18 protein-coding genes and 3 tRNA genes are annotated in these 19,164 nt (G+C 28.7%); 7 read left to right on the top strand and 14 right to left on the bottom strand.

The window, feature by feature from the left end; translation table 11 throughout:
* Positions 1-54 precede the first annotated feature (54 nt).
* The 4 genes from KFW21_01715 (at position 55) to KFW21_01730 (ending at position 3,724) form a co-directional block, all read left to right on the top strand.
* Positions 55-1,017: a GDP-L-fucose synthase gene (locus tag KFW21_01715; GenBank protein ID MDK2818151.1), complete on the top strand. Its 963-nt coding sequence runs from the start codon at positions 55-57 to the stop codon at positions 1,015-1,017.
* Between the two features lie 74 nt (positions 1,018-1,091).
* The gene (gene eda / locus KFW21_01720) at positions 1,092-1,721 is read left to right on the top strand and encodes a bifunctional 4-hydroxy-2-oxoglutarate aldolase/2-dehydro-3-deoxy-phosphogluconate aldolase (GenBank protein ID MDK2818152.1); all 630 of its coding nucleotides are present in this window, start codon (positions 1,092-1,094) and stop codon (positions 1,719-1,721) included.
* Positions 1,721-2,752: a sugar kinase gene (locus KFW21_01725; GenBank protein ID MDK2818153.1), complete on the top strand. Its 1,032-nt coding sequence runs from the start codon at positions 1,721-1,723 to the stop codon at positions 2,750-2,752. The genes eda and KFW21_01725 overlap by 1 nt, the downstream gene beginning before the upstream one ends.
* Before the next feature lie 264 nt (positions 2,753-3,016).
* Entirely contained in the window at positions 3,017-3,724 is a 708-nt protein-coding gene (locus tag KFW21_01730; GenBank protein ID MDK2818154.1) for a radical SAM protein, read from the top strand.
* Between the two features lie 43 nt (positions 3,725-3,767).
* Here KFW21_01730 and KFW21_01735 read toward each other — a convergent pair whose 3' ends face one another.
* The 3 genes from KFW21_01735 to KFW21_01745 all read right to left on the bottom strand — a co-directional run bounded on the left by KFW21_01735 (position 3,768) and on the right by KFW21_01745 (position 6,138).
* Positions 3,768-4,766 carry an HNH endonuclease gene (locus KFW21_01735; GenBank protein MDK2818155.1) on the bottom strand — a complete coding sequence of 333 codons (999 nt, stop codon included), beginning with the start codon at positions 4,764-4,766 and terminating at the stop codon, positions 3,768-3,770.
* Between the two features lie 175 nt (positions 4,767-4,941).
* Positions 4,942-5,439 carry a DUF262 domain-containing protein gene (locus KFW21_01740; GenBank protein MDK2818156.1) on the bottom strand — a complete coding sequence of 166 codons (498 nt, stop codon included), beginning with the start codon at positions 5,437-5,439 and terminating at the stop codon, positions 4,942-4,944.
* Positions 5,440-5,544: 105 nt separating this feature from the next.
* Positions 5,545-6,138: a TetR/AcrR family transcriptional regulator gene (locus tag KFW21_01745; GenBank protein ID MDK2818157.1), complete on the bottom strand. Its 594-nt coding sequence runs from the start codon at positions 6,136-6,138 to the stop codon at positions 5,545-5,547.
* A 113-nt stretch (positions 6,139-6,251) separates the two neighbouring features.
* Between KFW21_01745 and KFW21_01750 the strand changes: the two genes are divergently transcribed.
* From KFW21_01750 to KFW21_01760, 3 genes are all read left to right on the top strand, one after another.
* A complete protein-coding gene (locus KFW21_01750) occupies positions 6,252-8,171 on the top strand; it encodes an MBL fold metallo-hydrolase (GenBank protein ID MDK2818158.1) in 1,920 nt (639 codons plus the stop codon).
* A gap of 439 nt (positions 8,172-8,610) precedes the next feature.
* Entirely contained in the window at positions 8,611-9,270 is a 660-nt protein-coding gene (locus KFW21_01755) for an NERD domain-containing protein (protein ID MDK2818159.1), read from the top strand.
* A 144-nt stretch (positions 9,271-9,414) separates the two neighbouring features.
* Positions 9,415-10,020: a hypothetical protein gene (locus KFW21_01760; protein ID MDK2818160.1), complete on the top strand. Its 606-nt coding sequence runs from the start codon at positions 9,415-9,417 to the stop codon at positions 10,018-10,020.
* Between the two features lie 409 nt (positions 10,021-10,429).
* Here KFW21_01760 and KFW21_01765 read toward each other — a convergent pair whose 3' ends face one another.
* From KFW21_01765 to KFW21_01815, 11 genes are all read right to left on the bottom strand, one after another.
* Positions 10,430-10,969, bottom strand: coding sequence for a YdeI/OmpD-associated family protein (locus tag KFW21_01765; protein MDK2818161.1), 540 nt, complete (start codon positions 10,967-10,969; stop codon positions 10,430-10,432).
* A gap of 170 nt (positions 10,970-11,139) precedes the next feature.
* Positions 11,140-12,159, bottom strand: coding sequence for an extracellular solute-binding protein (locus KFW21_01770; GenBank protein MDK2818162.1), 1,020 nt, complete (start codon positions 12,157-12,159; stop codon positions 11,140-11,142).
* Between the two features lie 27 nt (positions 12,160-12,186).
* On the bottom strand, positions 12,187-13,842 hold the full coding sequence (locus KFW21_01775; protein MDK2818163.1) for an amidohydrolase: 1,656 nt from the start codon (positions 13,840-13,842) through the stop codon (positions 12,187-12,189).
* 218 nt (positions 13,843-14,060) lie between these two features.
* Positions 14,061-14,135 (bottom strand) — tRNA-Asp (locus tag KFW21_01780).
* A 30-nt stretch (positions 14,136-14,165) separates the two neighbouring features.
* Positions 14,166-14,238: transfer RNA gene (locus KFW21_01785), tRNA-Met, on the bottom strand.
* Positions 14,239-14,276: 38 nt separating this feature from the next.
* Positions 14,277-14,348 (bottom strand) — tRNA-Met (locus tag KFW21_01790).
* A 60-nt stretch (positions 14,349-14,408) separates the two neighbouring features.
* A complete protein-coding gene (locus KFW21_01795) occupies positions 14,409-15,155 on the bottom strand; it encodes a hypothetical protein (protein ID MDK2818164.1) in 747 nt (248 codons plus the stop codon).
* Positions 15,156-15,177: 22 nt separating this feature from the next.
* Complete coding sequence (lnt, locus tag KFW21_01800; protein MDK2818165.1) at positions 15,178-16,797, bottom strand: apolipoprotein N-acyltransferase; 1,620 nt, start codon at positions 16,795-16,797, stop codon at positions 15,178-15,180.
* Between the two features lie 9 nt (positions 16,798-16,806).
* Positions 16,807-17,334, bottom strand: a complete 528-nt coding sequence (locus KFW21_01805; GenBank protein MDK2818166.1) for a YcxB family protein — start codon at positions 17,332-17,334, stop codon at positions 16,807-16,809.
* 270 nt (positions 17,335-17,604) lie between these two features.
* Positions 17,605-18,333 (bottom strand): amino acid ABC transporter ATP-binding protein, encoded by a 729-nt coding sequence (locus tag KFW21_01810; GenBank protein ID MDK2818167.1) that lies wholly within the window; start codon positions 18,331-18,333, stop codon positions 17,605-17,607.
* Positions 18,326-19,021: an amino acid ABC transporter permease gene (locus tag KFW21_01815; protein MDK2818168.1), complete on the bottom strand. Its 696-nt coding sequence runs from the start codon at positions 19,019-19,021 to the stop codon at positions 18,326-18,328. Before KFW21_01815 ends, KFW21_01810 begins: the two co-directional genes overlap by 8 nt.
* Positions 19,022-19,164 lie beyond the last annotated feature (143 nt).

Below are 19,164 nucleotides of genomic sequence, written 5' to 3' on the forward strand. Positions count from 1 at the left end.
TACTATATATCAAAATATTTTTAATTAAAAATAGATAATTTATAGAGGATTTAAATGAATAAAGATTCAAAAATTTATATTACAGGACATAGAGGATTAGCTGGGTCTGCTATTGTTCGTGAATTACAAAAACAAGGATACACAAATTTATTACTAAAAACTTCAAATGAAGTCAATCTTTTAGATGCTGTTGCAACTGATAAATTATTTGTTGATGAAAAACCTGAATATGTCTTTATGTGTGCTGGTACTGTTGGTGGTATTATTGCAAATAAAACCTATCCTGTAGAATTTACCCAAAATAATACTTTAATGGCTATTAATATTTTGTCTTCTGCTCATAAGCATCATGTCAAAAAACTTGTATATTTAGGAAGTTCTTGTATTTATCCTAAAGAGTCTATGCAACCAATTAAAGAAGAGTATCTATTAACAGGATCTCTAGAACCAACAAATGAAGGTTATGCTCTTGCTAAGATTATGGGTATTAAACTTTGTGAATATTATCGTAGAGAATATAATAAAGATTTTATTTCTGTAATGCCTTCAAATCTTTACGGTACTAATGATAATTATGATCCTGAAAATTCTCATGTAATTGCTGGTTTATTGTATCGTTTTCACGAAGCAAAAGAGCAAAATTTATCCGAAGTAATTGCTTGGGGTACAGGTACACCAAAACGAGAATTTATTTATACAGATGATTTCGCACGAGGAACAATTTTTGCGATGAAAAATTATTCAGATAACATACATCTTAATATAGGGTCTGGACAAGAAACTTCTATCAAAGAATTAACAGAATTAGTTGCTGAAACAATAGGTTTTACAGGAAAGATAATTTTTGATTCATCAAAACCTGATGGTACAATGCGTAAAATAATGGATAATACTAGAATACTAGCAATGGGATGGAAATCAGAAACAAGTCTTAAAGAAGGGTTAAAATTAGCTTATCAAGATTATCTTCTTGCTCTTAAAGAAAACAAAGTACATGTTAGAAAAGTTAAAATTTAAATCTAATACTCTATGATCACATATTTTTAAGTATTAGATATATTTTAAATATATCAAATTTTGAGAGGGTAAATATGTTTGAAAAATATATTAGTGTACCGATTATTCCTGTTGCTGTTGTAGAAACAGAAGAGGAAATTAGAAATATTGCAGAATGTGCATTAGAATTTTTGCCTGCATTAGAATTGACCATGAGAACAGAATATGCCTACAAAGCTTTAGAAATCTTAGCCAAACATTATCCTCAATTACCAAGAGCTGCAGCAACAGTATTGACCGTAGAACAAGCTGAGCGTATTATTAATTTAGGTACAAATATTATTATTAGTCCTGGTTTTCAACCATGTTTATTAGAACATGCCAAACAAAAAAATTATCATTATATTCCTGGAGCTGTCAGTCCTGCAGAAATTGAACAATGTCTTGCTTATGGACATAAATATATTAAATTTTTTCCAGCATCTGTTTTTGGGGGAACGAAATGGCTTCAAGCTGTTGCGCCTGTATATTCCCATATGGATGTTAAATTTATGCCTTTAGGTGGAATAAAATTAGAAAATGTACAAGAATATTTAAAAGAATCTAATGTGTTTGCTTGTGGAGGTTCATGGCTTTGTCCTCGAAATGTTCTTGAACAAAAAGACTGGAAAGAGTTACGTAGACGATTCCAAGAAGCACATAATTTATTAAAGGAGATCAAATAATGTCTTATATTGTTGGTTTTGGAGAAATTATGTTGCGTCTTTCTGCTCCTGGAAATGAAAGATTATTACAAAGTCCTATCTTAGAAACAGTAATAGGTGGTGGAGAAGCTAATGTTTGCGTATCTTGTTCAAGATTTGGTTTACCATCTCGCTATTTAACAGCATTGCCAAAAAATGCTTTGGGTGAAAAAACTGAAGAATTACTTAATGGTCAAAAAGTGGATACATCAGCTATAGCTTGGTGTGGAGAGCGTTTAGGGATTTATTTTGTAGAAAAAGGATCAAATCAAAGAGGATCAACTGTACTTTATGACAGAGCTAATTCATCTATTGCAGAAGCTAAAACAAGTGATTTTAATTGGAAAGATGCGTTTGATAATGCTCATTGGTTACATATTTCTGGTATTACACCTGCGTTAACTCAGAGTGCTGCAGATCTTACTTTAGAAGTCGTAAAGCAAGCTAAAAAATATGGTCTTAAAATTTCTTGTGATCTTAATTTTCGTAAAAAACTTTGGAATTATGGAAAAAAATCTTCAGAAATTATGCCTGAAATTGTAAAATATGTAGATGTTCTTATAGCAAATGAAGAAGATATTCAATTATCTTTAGGTATTCCTCTCAGTACAGATGTTACAAAAGGGCATCTAAAAGCAGAAGACTATATACCTTTATTAAAAACAGTAATGGAAAAATATCCTCACTTAGAAGGAATTGCTACAACATTAAGAGAAAGTATTAGTGCTAATCACAACGATTGGTCGGCTCTTTATTATGCTAAAGAAACATTATATGTTTCTAAAAAATATGAAATTACAGACATTGTAGATCGAGTTGGTGGTGGAGATTCTTTTGCGGCGGGATTAATCTCAGGCTTACATTTTTTTCCTGAATCTTTACAACAAAGTTTAGAATTTGCTGTAGCATCATCTTGTCTTAAACATACAATTCCTGGGGATTGGAATCTTATTTCTAAAAAAGAAGTTATGAATCTTATGAGTGGTGATGGTTCTGGTCGTGTACAACGATAATTTATAATACTATAAAATTTTAAAAACCTCAGTATATTATGTATTGAGGTTTTTTATTTGTCTAAAGCATAAAAATTTAAATAAAAAAATGCCCAGCAAGGATACTGAGCTTTTTATGGTAGTATTGAACTAACTACAATTATATGATAACATAATATATAAACTTTGTCAATCTTTTTTGTTTTTATTATTTAATGATAAATATTGAATTTTTATAAAATTATTGTTATAATATAAAAAGTTTTATTTTAGAGGTCTTATATTATGGGGATTCGTTATAGTCGATTAATTAATAATCATAATAATAGAGAAGTTGTACTTCTTAAAGGATATCCTTGTAAATACGGTAAATGTAAGTTCTGTAATTATATAGAAGATAATTCCACAAATGATGGCGTAATATCAAATATTAATAGTGCCGTATTATCAGAAATTACAGGAGAATTTCAAATTTTAGAAGTCTTAAATTCTGGATCTGTATTTGAAATACCACAATTTAGCTTAGATAAAATAAAAAAAATTGTCCAAGAGAAACAAATAAAGATCTTATATTTTGAAATTTATTATGGATATATCAAAAGAATAAATGAAATTAGAAATATGTATCCTAATCAAGAAATACGCTTTAAAATGGGTTTAGAGACTTTTGATAATGATTTTCGTAAACACACTTATGGAAAGAATTTTTCATTGACGCATGAAGATTATATAACATTAGGAAAAGAAATCTATTCTATTTGTCTTTTGGTCTGTACCAAAGGTCAAACAAAAGATATGATTACTAATGATATAGAACTAGGACTAAAATATTTTCAACACATTACCATTAATATCTTCGTAGATAATGGGACAGTCGTAAAGAGAGATAATGAGTTAGTTGAATGGTTTATTAGTAAATATTCTCATTTACAACAAGATCCCCGAATAGAATTATTAATAGATAACAAAGACCTCGGTGTTTTTGAACAATAAAATCTAACTAAAAAACACCCTAACATAAGTTAGGGTGTTTTTTTTATAACACAATATCAATAGCTTTACATAATATGGAGATAAGTTCATCAGAGCGTGTATCTATACTTTTATCTGACCATAGATTTTCTTTTGATAGAGTTGGGGTGAAAGCATATAAAACTTTCTCATATTCTTTTGATTTTTTATCAAAATCAGTCCCAACACTACTATTTTTAATACTATGAAGAATAGTAAGATTCCCAATCATATGTTTTTTATTATCAGAACATTGTATCCATTTTTTATCTGATGAATTTTGCGGTCCAATATGTTCAATAGTATCATTTTTTGTAAGAGCTTTGAATTTAAAAGCTTGTTCTTGGTTATCATGTTTTAAAATTTGTAAATTATGTAAAAAGTATAAAAGAGGTCGTCCCCATTTACAGTTATGATAAATATCTGATTCTTTGAGAATTGAGTGAAATTCATTCACTAACCTTTCTTCAGTATATTCACTATCAGATACAATTTTAGGTTTGATTTTTAGGATATCCTCCACAGAATTTTTCTCATTAACAGCCTTAATTAAAGAAAAATCAAATGATTTTATTTTTTCAACTGTCCATCCATGAACTAGATGAATCCAATGCCATCTTGCAATAAACTTAGCAATTGTACAAATATCTTGGTTTGAATATTCTTGATATTTCATTGTTACTAACACAGGAATCCATGTGTAAGCATTTTTTCCTAAAACAAGAAGATGTCTTAAACACCAAATATAAGGATCATTCATATCCCATATATCTTGTAAACATTGTGTAAATTTCTCAAAATCTTGTAGTGCTAGCAATTTATCTTGTTTGAATGATCCCGTATTCCAAATCTCTTTAATATTCTCGTTATATGTTTTTTTAATAGATGATGGACGGTACATATTGATATAGTATCTAAAAATGGTTTCAAGCGAAATTTCAAGAAAATTTGCTTGTTTTTCTAATTTTTTCCATTTTGAGCTGAATTCATTATATGTAATAGGATCGTTTTTTAAATTAGCCATCGCTTCGGCTTTAATAATATCTGTTGAATCTAAATCTAGTCCTCTAGTATTTAATACAGAAAATATCTTGAGTGCAGCTTCTCTAGAATTAGTATCAACTTGTACAAACTCTAGATGATCAAAACAAAATTTAATAAAATCAACTAATTGAAAATTATCTCGAGCTTTAAAGTGATCATGATATTCTTTTTGTAGTTCTTTTTAATTTCCATACATATTGTATTATATCAGTAATATCAGATTGCATATCAACTGGAGATGCTGATTTTAAAATTTCTTGAAAAATTTTAGAGTCTTGATGATTGTTTTTTAATTTTTGAATTGGTTTTCCTAGCTCTTTTGTGGAAATATATTCATTAAAGTCATCTTTTAGGATTTCATTATGGTCTACACAAGCTTTCAGAAAAACCATAATAGTAGTTAACCTTTGTTGTCCATCAATAATAGAGAATCTATTTACTCGCCCTAGTCGTCCTTGGTCTACGATTTTTAGAATAATAGAGCCTATAAACACACTAGATTCTTCATCTTGATTTTGAAGATCTAGTAAAGTATCTATCCAAGCATCCCAATTAGGTTTGTCCCATACATAAGAACGTTGAAAATAAGGAACTTCATATACATCTTTTCCAGAAGATAAAATCTTTTTAACTCGTACTTTTTTTACTTCCACTATATAAACTTCAAAAAATATAATTCCCCAATTCTACGCTAATATTATATCATACAATATTTTAAAAAACAATCCTAAAATTATATATATTAAGGTTTTTTCATATTACACAAACTTTATAAATAAAGGTAAATACCTATTAAGTTGTTTTGAAATTTCATCAACTAAAGAATATTTATTACGAGAGAGACCCCATTCATATAAAAATCCTCGAAAAAAAACAATAAGCGTATTTGCTATTTCTTGTTCCGATTCTTGTACTAGTAATAAATCTTGTATCTTCAATTCTTTAATACACTTATAAACTTCTTGGTATAGATTTCTATCTTGGGAAAGAAGAAAATTATCATGAAGTATAATATTATGGATAAAAATTTCTAAAATAAGATCTGGCCCCAAAGATTCTGCAATATAACAAAATTCTAAAAAAATAAATACTATTTTTTCTTGAGAGTAAGCTAAGGTGTTTTCATTGATATTTTTTACAAATTGTTCTGAATATAAATCTAAAATTTTAACAATAATAGCTTGCTTATTGTCAAAATAATGATAGAAAGTACCTATAGAAATATCAGCTTGAACACAAATATCTTTAATGTGCAGTTTCTGAAAAGGTTTGATATTTATTAATTGTAAAGTTGATTGGATAATTTTTTGCTCTGTTTGTATCGCTTGTTCTTTTCTTGATAATTTTACCATACATTTTCCCTCTATCTAATAATTTTTATTATAATAAAAATATTGACAAATTGCAATAAACATAATAGAATACATTCATAGAATATATTTTATGAATATTAAAGGAGGTTAAAATGACCTATAATCATTTTCAAAAATTAACTTTATTACTTGTACTGACAACGATATCTTGTTCAAAAGATACAGGAAATATACAAAAAGAAGCGAGTGCTATTACTAAAAAAGTGAATTCTACATTGGCACAATATTTACCTTTTGAGAATACAGAAGATTTTGATGCTGCTCAAAAAGGATTTATTGCTAATTCTGAAGGAAATATGAGTTTTACTTTTATTTCCAATCAAACAGCACCGAGTACTGTAAATCCTTCTCTTTGGAGACAATCTCAACTAAATAACATCTCTGGATTATTTGAAGTTATTCCTGGTATTTATCAAGTTAGAGGATTTGATCTTGCTAATATTACTTTTATTAAAGGTAACACAGGTTGGATCGTTGTTGACCCTCTAACAACTACTGAATCTGCTCAAAAAGCTTTGGCTCTATTTAGGGCACATAAAGGAAAGGCTCCTATAACAGGTGTGATTTTTACCCATTCTCACATTGATCATTTTGGTGGGGTTAAAGGGATTCTTTCAGAAAAAGATATAAAAAATGGTGTGCCTATCGTTGCTCCTCAACATTTCTTTGAAGAAGCTGTATCCGAAAATCTTTTAGCTGGTAATGTTATGGGAAGAAGATCTTCTTATATGTACGGAAACCTACTTCCAAAAGATGAAAAAGGAAGTGTTGATGCAGGATTAAGTAAAGCAGTTGCTGTTGGAACAACAGCTCTTATAGAACCAACAAAAACTATTTCTAAAACTGGAGAAAAATATTCTATAGATGGTGTTGAGTTTGAATTTTTAATGGCTCAAAATACAGAAGCTCCTGCTGAGTTTATGTTCTATATGCCAAAATATAAAGCTGCTTCCAGTGCAGAAGTAATCAATCACACCTTGCATAATTTTTCTACCTTAAGAGGAGCAAAAACAAGAAACTCTTTATTATGGGCTGAAGCAATTCAGACTTCTAAAAAATTTTTAGCAAATAGAACTGATATCTTATTTGGATCTCACCATTGGCCAACTTGGGGACAAGACAAGATCAATACTTTTTTAACAAAACATGGAGACTTGTACAAATTTATCCATGATCAAACATTAAGACTTGCAAATATGGGATATACTTACCTAGAAATAGCAGAAGCTATTGTTCTTCCTGACAGCCTAGCAAAAGAGTTTTATAATAGAGGATATTATGGAACAATCAATCATAATTCAAAAGCTGTTTATGACTTTTATTTTGGTGCTTGGTGGGATGGAAATCCTGCTAATTTATATAAGTTACCTCCTGTTGATGTAGCTAATAAATATGTCAAATTCATGGGTGGAGAAGATAAAGCAATCACTATGGCTCATGACTCTTTCCAAAAAGGTGAATATAGATGGGTTGTTGAAGTTATGAATCATGTGATCTTTGCAAATCCAAATAATCAAAAAGCTAAAAATTTGAGTGCTGATGCTATGGAACAGTTAGCTTACCAATCTGAATCAGCGGTTTGGAGAGCTTATTTCTTAACAGGATCTTTAGAGTTAAGAAATGGTGTGCCAGTAGGGCATCCTACTCCTCAACTAGGTTCTCCTGATATGATTAAAGCTTTACCTTTTAGTACTTTCTTAGATTACTTGGCTGTTCGTTTGAATCCTGAAAAATCAATAGGTGTGAATTTATCAGTAGCTACTACCGTAGGTGTAAACAAATATACAATTATTATTGAAAATTCTGTGCTAAAATATCAAAAAGGATTACATTCTGATGCTGATTTATATGTGACTATGTCAAAGGATACCTTTGAACAATTACTTTTAAAACAAATAAGCCTTACTGATCTAGAAAGTAAAGGAGCTTCTGTTTCTGATAAAGAAAAATTCAACAAACTGATGGCTCTCTTTGACGATTTTGAATTTTGGTTTAATATTGTAACCCCTTAATAAATTTATTAATAAATAATGTCATACGATGCGATTATTATCACTAGAAATACAATTGAAATTTTTAAAAGGGAAATAGCTTCCAGAGTGGAGAACTCATAAATTAAGAAAATGTAAGACGCGTAGTTTTCAGAAACAATTTGAAATTCTAACTCAATAATATAACGATAAAAATAAAAGCCACCCTAATCGGTGGCTTTTATTTTGTATATTTATTTATATAAATTTTGTACCTATATCAATTAGTATTTCGTATAAAAATATATATATAAATAATACACCTCAACACAGGGGGGGATTTTAGTGTTGATAATATAGGATGTGGAAGAAAGTTTTAAATACTTTGAAATATCCAATAAAATTAGTCCAGTAGAGTTTTTTGATATTCTAATGTTTGTAGTGTATAATATTAAGATATTTTTATATAGGTGAGGATAGTATGATCGCTTTCATTTTATTAATTATGATTTTATTTTATTTTAGTAGTAGTAAGCAATTTTATCAATTTGAATCTCCTCACAAAAAGGGAGAAAAGGCTGAAAACGCTTTAGTATCTAGATTGTTACAATTAGGAATACAAGAAGAAGATATTTTCTATAATTTATATGTAGAAAAATCTAATGGTCAGTTTTCACAAATTGATTTAGTTATTTTAACAAAAGTTGGGGTAATTGTTATTGAAGTTAAAAACTATAGTGGTTGGATCTATGGAAATGGAAATCAACGACAGTGGACAAAAGTATTAGCCTATGGAAAAGAAAAGTATCGTTTCTACAATCCTATCATGCAAAATAAGAGTCATATTTTGGCATTAAGAAAAAAATTCAGACAATTCCAAAATGTACCTTTTTATTCACTCATTGTTTTTTATGGTAATTGCGAGTTAAAAGCTATCAATTTTATTCCTAAGGAAGTATTTATTGTAAAATCATCAAAAATATCAAATGTTATTAAGAATATTATAAATAATAATAAAGTGATTGAATTTAATAAAAAACAAGTAATTCAACTACTAAGACAATATATGGGAAATGGTGCAAATAAAGAAATTCAACATCAACATATTAAGAATATAAGGTTATTATTAGAGAAAAAATAATACCACTCAATAACCCAGAACAATTATCCAAACTAGTAAAACTATTTAAAGGGAAATATTGATTTAAGTATTACTTTTTTTTTATTTATGATATAATACATATTGTAATGAATAGGGTAATTTATTATTAAATAGGAGGTAGGTATGAAAAATGTTTATTTCAAACCGTTTGTTGGTAAAAATTACAAAAATAACATACAAAAAATAATGATGTTAGGAGAATCTCATTATTTATGGGAAGAAGATCAAACTCCCGAAAATAGCTATGAATGGGGACAAACATTAACGAATGATGTTATGAGTGGAGTACTTGAAGGTACACATAATAGCCAACAAACATTTAATAATTCTAAAGCTGTTATTACAGGGGATTATAAGAGTAATAATAAAGAATTTTGGAATAATATGATTTTTTATAACTATATACAAGGTTTCGTAGGAAATTCAGCTTTATATGGAGTCCATGATAAACACTATTTGAATGAAGAAATGGTTGAACAATCAAAAAAAGCACTATTTGAAATAATGAATGAATATACTCCCAATTTAGTAATTGTTTGGGGAAAAGATTGGAGAAAAATGCTTTCTTGGATGCCTGAAAATGATTGGAATTGGATTGATAAAGATCTTTTTCTATGGAAATATGATGAATATCCAAATGTATTATTTTGGAATATACAACATCCATCAACACCATTTTGTTATGATGAATATCATCAAAAATTTCAAAAAGTAAAATCTTATTTATAATCAAAATATCTGAAAATATAAAAAAATAGAATATTAGAAATAGTATTCTATTTTTTTTATTGTTAGTAATACCTTGAAAAAAATATAGATCAAAGTATTCTTAAATTTTTCCATAGTATTTTTCATAAGAAAATAGCTATTTTTCGCTTATCTCCACAACACAATGGTAACAAAAGCGAATATGAATGTTTACAAAGTAGGTTAGGGCAATCGACATTACGAATTATATACAAATAAATCCAACACTATAAAGTCTAATTTCTATAAAATCTCCTAATTAAGATTTTATCTGTTGTATCCACTCATCAATATTACTTTTGAATTCATTAAATTTATTTTTATCTTCTATGTGTATAGGTTAGATTTTCTGCCTCTTTAGCACTACTTTGAAATTTTAAATTTAATTAGCTTAAGAGAGTTTGTTTCTAATTAAAGAAATAATAACTTTCTGCCTTGTTTCGGGGCGTTTTTTGTCATGTAATTGCATAAGAATAGCTGTTTTTTGTGAGTTTGTTAAGCTATTAAATTTTTCTTGAAGATGATGAATTGTGAGCATCGTTTTAAGATCTGGAGGGATAATATGATTATAACAATCATCTAAAATTGTCCAAGAGCCATTTTGTTTTGCAAGATGAACCCTTTCATACCCATGTTCTGTCATTAATCCTTGTTGTGCCAATTTAGTAATGAGCTCTTTATTTATTTTGCTCCAAGTACTTTTATCTTTTCGTCGAGTAAATAATTGCTGATAATGAAAGTTATCGATCTTCTTTTTGGTGCTATCAATCCAACCAAAGCAAAGAGCTTCTTCGACGGCTTCTTGCCAAGAAATAGAGGGAATACCAGAGCTTTTTTTGTGGTAGATAAGATAAATACTAGTTTGAGATATTGAATTTTGTTCTAGCCAATCTCGCCAATCTTGACGAGAGTAGGGAGTAAATTCATTCATATTGACCTCGTAATTGTTATTTGGACATCTACGAAAATGTCCATGCGGACAGAAATTATATCTATATGATACTTTTCTAAAAAGAAAAGGAACGGATACTTGCCAAATTACGGAGTATAATAAAGAATAGCACTACTAAAAAATAGTGCTACTTGGATTCGTTATGTTAATTATTGAGCTTGAATGTTTTCCCAAATACGAGAATGAATTTCTAAAGTTTCATTCTCAAGAGCCTTGAGAACTTCTAAGCGTCCTAATTCTTCATAAGAAATAGGAGACTCTGTTGTAATATATTCTCGTGCAGGAATATTAAGAGATATAGATTGAAGATAGTTAATAATACGTGCATAAATTTCAGGTCGATGAATAAAATTAATAAACTTCATTGCGGCTTCTTTATTAGGAGCATCTTTCAATATAACAAGATTATCTACCCACATCATACCTCCTTTATTAGGAGTGACGAAAACAGTATTAGATAATTTTTCTTGACTAAGAGAGGGAATAATTGCTCCAGGATAACCATGAACAATATCAATTTCTTCATTAGCATAAGCAAGTGGATAGGAATCAGCATCAAAACGTAGAATATTTTGTTTCCAAGCATTTAGTAAATTTTCTACGTCTTGAAGTGCTTGTGTATTTGTTTCATCAACTTTGTATCCTAATATTAAAAACGCTGATCCCATTACTTCACGCATATCATTAAGTAAAGACATTTTACCTTTATAAGCAGAATTTGTAAAAATTTCATAACCTCGAATATCATTACTGACTTTTGTTTTATCATAGGCAATAAGAGTTGGCCCAAAAGTAAAGGGAATAATATATTCTCCTGTTGGATCTACAGAAATAATGCACTTTATAATATTTGAGTCAACATTTGTAACATTAGGTACTTTTGTTTTATCAATAACCGCAAGTAATTCTTCTTTCATCATGATTTCTGCATAGTCAAAGGACGGTGTTACAATATCATAGCTAGCTGGATTAACTTTTACTTTCACATAAGCTTCTTCATTGGATGCCATCGCGTCTTCAATGATTTTAATACCTGTTTCTTTCGTAAAATCATCATAGACATCTTGTGGGATGTTGCCTGTCCACATAAAAATTTTTAATGTTTCTTTAGAACTACCACAAGAAACAATTGAAAACACTAATAAAATTAATGATAATATATTTTTCATTAATACTCCTTCTTAGTTTTTAATCTATTACCGTTTGTAGAGTATTTTCCCATCAAATACCGTTAATATAACATGATTATTATGAATTTCATCTATCTCTTGTTCAAATATGTTCTTTTCTAAAACAATAAAATCAGCATATTTTCCTTTTTCAATACTACCTATTTTATCTTGCATAGATACTTGGTGTGCTGCATTAAGAGTATATCCTTTAATAAGATCTTCAAGAGATAATTTCTCACTTTCTTTTGGTAAGGATTCTTGTTTCTTTGGAAATTTCCTCGTGTGTCCTGCTTGTATATTATAAAATACATTCATTGCGAGTGTTCCTAATCCAGTAGGATAATCACTACCAAATGTTGTTAATACTCCCTTCTTAATTAAGGAATTAAAGGGATATAAATTTTGATAACGTTCATTCCCTAATGTATGTCTAGAATCTTCTGATGCTACATGCCATAGTGGAGTTGTATTTGCAATAACACCACTATCAGTAAAATAATGTAGTGTGTCTTTATTAAAGACTTCGTTATGTGCAATAGTATAGGTTGATGACGATAATGGAAATTTTTTTTTTGAATTTTTACAAATCTCTAACGCTGTATTGATTGTTTTATCTCCAATTGCATGAAGATGAATATTTAGTCCATTTGCAGAGGCCTTATTAATTACTTGTTGTAATTCTTTGGTGCTATAAAATATACTACCACGTTGATCGCTATTTTCATAAGGCTCACTCAAAGCTGCGTTTCTTGCTTCTACAGTACCATCAAGCCAAATTTTCAATGTGTTCATACGAGTATAGTCGGATTGAAAACGAATATTTAATGTATTCAAAATATCAACAGGATCATCTTTTGGATTTTCATGATTGTTATAACTGTAACTTGTAAAAAATCTGAGTGTGGATTTTCCTTCAAGAGCTAGATTTTCCATATAATTAATGGTAGATACGCTGTTATCATTGAAAAAAAACTCAGATGCATTAAATACAGATGTGATTCCATACGATGAAAACAAATGAAACATGGAACTTAAATCTTTTTTAAGAATTTTTTCAAGAAGTCCTAATTTTTTAATAATAGGTTGCATCGATTGAGATTCTACAATCCAACCTGTTGGATTACCGTCTTTATCTCTTTTATAGTAGTCTGAATAAGGAATAGGATCCTTAGTTTCTTTAGTGATATTTGCTATTTCTAGGGCTTTAGAATTAACCCACATAGAATGACAACCCTCATCAATAAATATAGCAGGTTTGGTCAATATAATAGCATCTAATTCCTCAGCGGTAGCCTCATCTTTGTCAAAAATATCTGCTGCAAACCCACTTCCAAAAATAAATTCAGTATTAGGATTATTTGTTGAGTATTGTTGTATCGCCATTAAAAGTTCTTGTTTTGTGTTTGATGGATCAAAACGTATTCCAAGATTTAGAATTTCACCTAAAAATATATGAGTATGGGCATCAATAAATCCTGGAAGTACTAATTTATTATCTAGGTCAATAATATGAGTCATAGTATCACTTAATTCAAGAGCTTCTTTTGTTTCACCAACATAAATAATTTTATTATCCTCAACTAAAATAGCTGAAGCCCATGGATATTGTTTATTGACAGTATAAATTTTACCGTTGATGAAAGCATATTTACTATTATTTTTTGATAATATTTTTATCAATTTATCTCCTAAGATTATTTATCTTTAGAGCTATTATATCATATTTTATTTTGTTTTGTCAACTGACGTCCATGCGGACGGCAACTAATATTCTTAGATGAGAGTTCTTAGGAGGTGTCTGAGAAGAAATAAGATAAGTAGAATACTACTAAATTACGGAGTATAAAAAAAAGTACCACTCGAAAGTAGTACTTTTTGTAACTCGCCCAACTGGACATCGGAGGAGACGGGACTTGAACCCGCGGCTTTCGGCGTGACAGGCCGATACTCTAACCAAACTGAGTTACACCTCCAATTTTATTATTAATAAAATTATAATAATTTGACGGGAGAGGGACTTGAACCCCCGACCAAGAGATTATGATTCTCCTGCTCTACCGACTGAGCTATCCCGCCTCAATGGCAAAGATATAACATTTAACCATTCTGATTCTTTGCGGAGGGAAGAATTGAACTTCCGACCTCCGGGTTATGAGCCCGACGAGCTACCACTGCTCTACTCCGCTATGTGTATATATATTATATGTTATTTCTTTTTAAAATGCAAGCTTTTTTGTAATTTTTTTTTATTTATTTTTATTTACACTAAACCATGTGTTTTTATTTGTTGAATTTGTTGGTGGTGTAGGGCTTCTTTCTATTGTTTTGTTCATAATTCTATTTTTTTTATTTTGTAAATCTTTAAAATCAACTTGAATTTTTTGAAGTAATAATTTTTCATTTATAATATCTTCAGTATTATTAGTTAATATTCTCCCAACATGTTTAAAATATATAATACCATCTGGAAGAGGGGATAATTTTATATATCTTGTTTGAATTTTAGTAAAAAATGCTGTTGCCAACTGTAAGGCAAGATAAGAGTCTTTAGTACTACATATTTCTAAACAAATAATATTTAAAAAATTATATAATTGAGTTCTAACATTAGTTTTTTCAATAGTTGAATTAGCATTATTTAACTCAGAAAGTAACAAACGATATTCAATAACTTGTTGTTGAGAATATAAAGATACTGTAATATCCTTTGCTGCCATTATTAATTTTTGTAAACGCTTTGCAAATAAAAATAAAGCTAAAGAAAAAATTAAAGCAACTGCTGATAAAATAATATAACCACTAGACTCTAATTTTTCAGGAAATATAGAAATAATATTATCCGTCTTTTCTTGAATAAAATCTAATGTTCTTTGTATTGTTTTTTCTTGAGGTACTATTATTGGTACTACTATATCATTTGTTTCAGATATTATATTATCTGTTGGAAAGGGAAAGGGAGCTGTAGTAATATTAGTATCAGTATTTGTTGGCATAGTTTACTCCAAGTATTGTTTATTATTCAACAATAATACTTTTTAATAATTTTGAATTTTTATCTGTCCAGATAGTAATTAATATGAGAATAATAGCTAAAAAGAAAATAATATATTGAATAGCCCAACCACCACGAACATACAAACTTTTATAAGTTATAGGCATGACAGGTACTTCTGCAACATAAATACCTTCTTCATATTCTTTAATAGGAGCAATATCCATACGTCCCATAGGATCAACAACTGCAGAAATACCTGTATTAACAGAACGAGCAATAGATCTTCGTAAAGAAATAGCATTATGAGTAGTATTAGCTAAATGTTGCCATAAAGGTGCTTTTGATCCAAGTTTCCATTTATATGCCCATCCATCATTTGTTGGATTGACAAAATATTGAACTCCTTTATCAACAAAAAGTCGCCCTAATATTGCATAAATATCTTCAAAACAAATTAATACTGCAATTTTTATTCCATTTTTGCCAGTAAAGATAGTCAAGTCTTCTCCTGGTGATGCCCAAGCAGCTCCTAAAGATGATAATAAATTATCTAACCAAAGCCAATTTTGTGATCCTGGTATCCATTCACCAAAAGGAACAATATGTATTTTTCTATACATATTTGTTACCATTATATTATTAGTATATTTAATAAAAGTAGCACTGTTATAGGATTTTCTTGTTTTTTGATCAGCAGAAAAATGGGTAATTACTACAGGGGTATTAATTTCTTTTGATAATTCAATAAATTGTTTTTGATACTTATTTTCTGGACTATCTATTCCTAAAACATCTATATTTTCCCAAAAATAAGAAGATAGCATAATTTCAGTTTGTAATATTAAATCGGGATTTTGATTAGTAACAGATTTTATCATGGTTAGATATTTTTGAGATAATTCATCTCTATCTTTAGTCCATGAACTATGACCTGGTCTATTAGGTTGCATTAAAGCAACTCTTTCTCTAAAAAGTTTGGTATCAATAATTTTTTTCCAGTGATTTGTGGAAGAAACGCCATAAGCTAAATTACATAAAAATATAAACATGGTAATATAGAGAGGTATCACTACTTTTTTAAGAGAAAGGATGATATCTTTATGTTTTTCCCAACTTAATACTAATTCTGCTAAAGCAGAATTAGTTAATAAAATAATAAAGCTAACTCCCCACGCTCCAATAATATCAGCTGATTGAAGAAATACTAAATATTTCCATAAAGCATCTGCTGGTGTATTCCATCTAAAACCAAGAAAACCCACAGAACGAAGAATCTCGAAACAAAGCCATACCAAAGGAAATATTACAAATCTTATTGCTGGAAATTTAACAGAAACATATTTAGTTAAAATCATTGCCATCATCGCATATAATGAATAAAGAGGAAATACAAAAAATGCACTAATTTCATGAAAAGCAATAAGCCAGTATAAAGTACAAAAATAATATAAATAACTAAACAAAAATCCATATTTAGCAAGTTGTATTATTGGTAATTTCTGAATAATATATATTAATGGAACATAGGAAACCCATATCAATGGAAGATCAAACATAGAAAAAGAGAGTGTACTTAAGATAACCCAAGTAAAAAAACAAAGAAAAGTAGATTGGCGTATAGAAATCCTAAAATTTGGCATTTGTATTCCTTATTTTAAATACTTATAATAATAAGTAATATTGAATTTTTTGTGATATACTAATTTTATTATTTTAATTATTTGATCCCACTGAGATAAAGATATATTGTGATATGGTATAGGGAGTATTTGATAAGGACTAAAAGCAAGAATTAAAGCTGTTTTAGTAGTGTTAATTTGATACATATTAGATAATTTAGTTTGTTGAACTCCATTAGATGTAGTCCAGATTATGGTATCTTCTAAAAATTCAAAGTACATTTCGTTTTGTAAAAATAGAGTGTTTTTATAAATAATATTAGCTCTTTTTTTTATAATATGTGGAATAAGAATTCTGTAAAAGATCCACAAAATAAACCAGACAATAATAATTTTCATTTCTAAAATATTAGAATAGATGATACTAATAATAACAGATACAATAATAAAACATACAAGACTATTTGATATTATTTTAAAAAATATTCTGTTTATAAAAAAAAGTAGTAGATTATCGGAATACTCTTGCTCCGATAATTTGACAACAATTTTAATCATTTTTCTACCTTCTTAATATAAATACAATATTATTATATTAGTAATAGATATTTTCTAATTATATCAACTCTGTTTTATTATGTCAATGTAAAAAGAAAATTAATTTTTATATTTAATATTGTAATTAATATGATATCAATATAATTTAGTAGAGTTTGAAAATATAAAAAGTATTATATTTTTTTGTTTACATAATAGCTATTATCGATAATTAAAAACACCAATAATATTTTTTAATTGGAAGAAAATTATATTCAATAATGATATAAATTAATGATTTAAGACTTTATCTAAAAATTCTTTAGTACGCTTTTCTTTAGGATTTAGAAATAAATCTTGTGAAGATGTATCTTCTAGTATATTTCCCTCATCCATAAACAAAGTGCGTGATGATATATTAGCAGCAAATCCCATCTCATGAGTTACTACAAGCATAGTCATACCATCTTTAGCAAGATCTCTCATCACATCTAATACTTCTTTGACCATTTCTGGATCTAATGCTGAAGTAGGTTCATCAAACAAGATCACATTAGGCTCCATGGCCAAAGCTCTAGCAATAGCAATACGCTGTTTTTGTCCACCAGAAAGTTTGTTGGGGTAGTCATTAATTTTATCACTAAGCCCTACTCTTTCTAAGAGAATTTCTGATTTTTTTAAGATTTCTTTATTAGATATATTTTTTACCAAACGAGGAGCTAAAGCTAGATTTTCTAATACTGTTTTATGCGGAAATAAATTAAAATGTTGAAATACCATTCCAACATTTTTACGAATTTCATTAATATCAACAGTTGGATCGCTAATATCTATATTATCAATATAAATATGTCCTTGTTGAAATTCTTCAAGTTTGTTGATACAGCGTAATAATGTAGATTTTCCACTTCCGGAAGGCCCTATAATAGATACCACTTCCCCTTTGGCAATACATGTAGAAACATCTTTTAAAACAACTAAATCACCATAGCTTTTATATAAATTTTTTATTTTAATCACTGGCTTTAAAACTCTCTTCAATTTTTCTCATAAATTTAGTAAATGTTGCTATCAAAATTAAGTAAATAATCCCTACTAATAATAATGGTTCTATTCCTCTATATGTCTGACTAGTAATAATATTTGCAGACCGTAATAAATCCACACCTCCGATAAAACCTACAACAGAAGTTTCTTTGATGAGCGTGATAAATTCATTCACTAAAGTTGGTAATATTTTTTTGATTACTTGAGGCATAATTACCTCTCTCATTGCTACTGAATAAGTCATTCCCAAAGCTCTTGCAGCGTCCATTTGTCCTTTGTCTAGATTATTTACACCTGATCGGATAATTTCAGCAACATAAGCTCCTGAATTCAATCCAAATGTTATCCCAGCTATAAAAAATATAGGAACATCTTTTAGTACTCCTACAAATACTAGATTGGCTAGTATCATTAATTGGACTACTACGGGTGTTCCTCTAAACAGATCAATATAAACTGTTGCAAATACATTAAAAGGATTGATATTTGTGTTTGGTACTGTAACAGTTGAAAGTCTCATGAAAGCCAATAAAATTCCCAATAATACCCCTAATACTGTTGAAAAACATGTAACCCCTAGAGAAAAGGACAATCCTTGTATAATATAATAATACCTATTTCCGTCTATAAAAACATGTTTTAGTGTTGCTAAATATTCCATGATATTCCTTATTTTCGATACATATTAAATTATAACTAATATAATTATTTTAGTATTATTTATAAGAATATGTCAATATAATATATTTATATATTTTCAGGACAGTATATAAATTTTCTAGCGATAGTTATCTAGTTTACGCA

It is taken from the genome of Spirochaetota bacterium, from assembly GCA_030154445.1.
Classification (GTDB): domain Bacteria; phylum Spirochaetota; class Brevinematia; order Brevinematales; family Brevinemataceae; genus Brevinema_A.

Excerpts from the sequence above, each read along its gene's own strand:
- KFW21_01715 (MDK2818151.1), top strand. The coding sequence starts at position 55 with ATGAATAAAGATTCAAAAATTTATATTACAGGACATAGAGGATTAGCT.
- eda (MDK2818152.1), top strand. The coding sequence starts at position 1,092 with ATGTTTGAAAAATATATTAGTGTACCGATTATTCCTGTTGCTGTTGTA.
- KFW21_01725 (MDK2818153.1), top strand. The coding sequence starts at position 1,721 with ATGTCTTATATTGTTGGTTTTGGAGAAATTATGTTGCGTCTTTCTGCT.
- KFW21_01730 (MDK2818154.1), top strand. The coding sequence starts at position 3,017 with ATGGGGATTCGTTATAGTCGATTAATTAATAATCATAATAATAGAGAA.
- KFW21_01735 (MDK2818155.1), bottom strand. The coding sequence starts at position 4,766 with ATGGCTAATTTAAAAAACGATCCTATTACATATAATGAATTCAGCTCA.
- KFW21_01745 (MDK2818157.1), bottom strand. The coding sequence starts at position 6,138 with ATGGTAAAATTATCAAGAAAAGAACAAGCGATACAAACAGAGCAAAAA.
- KFW21_01750 (MDK2818158.1), top strand. The coding sequence starts at position 6,252 with ATGACCTATAATCATTTTCAAAAATTAACTTTATTACTTGTACTGACA.
- KFW21_01755 (MDK2818159.1), top strand. The coding sequence starts at position 8,611 with ATGATCGCTTTCATTTTATTAATTATGATTTTATTTTATTTTAGTAGT.
- KFW21_01760 (MDK2818160.1), top strand. The coding sequence starts at position 9,415 with ATGAAAAATGTTTATTTCAAACCGTTTGTTGGTAAAAATTACAAAAAT.
- KFW21_01765 (MDK2818161.1), bottom strand. The coding sequence starts at position 10,969 with ATGAATGAATTTACTCCCTACTCTCGTCAAGATTGGCGAGATTGGCTA.
- KFW21_01770 (MDK2818162.1), bottom strand. The coding sequence starts at position 12,159 with ATGAAAAATATATTATCATTAATTTTATTAGTGTTTTCAATTGTTTCT.
- KFW21_01795 (MDK2818164.1), bottom strand. The coding sequence starts at position 15,155 with ATGCCAACAAATACTGATACTAATATTACTACAGCTCCCTTTCCCTTT.
- lnt (MDK2818165.1), bottom strand. The coding sequence starts at position 16,797 with ATGCCAAATTTTAGGATTTCTATACGCCAATCTACTTTTCTTTGTTTT.
- KFW21_01805 (MDK2818166.1), bottom strand. The coding sequence starts at position 17,334 with ATGATTAAAATTGTTGTCAAATTATCGGAGCAAGAGTATTCCGATAAT.
- KFW21_01815 (MDK2818168.1), bottom strand. The coding sequence starts at position 19,021 with ATGGAATATTTAGCAACACTAAAACATGTTTTTATAGACGGAAATAGG.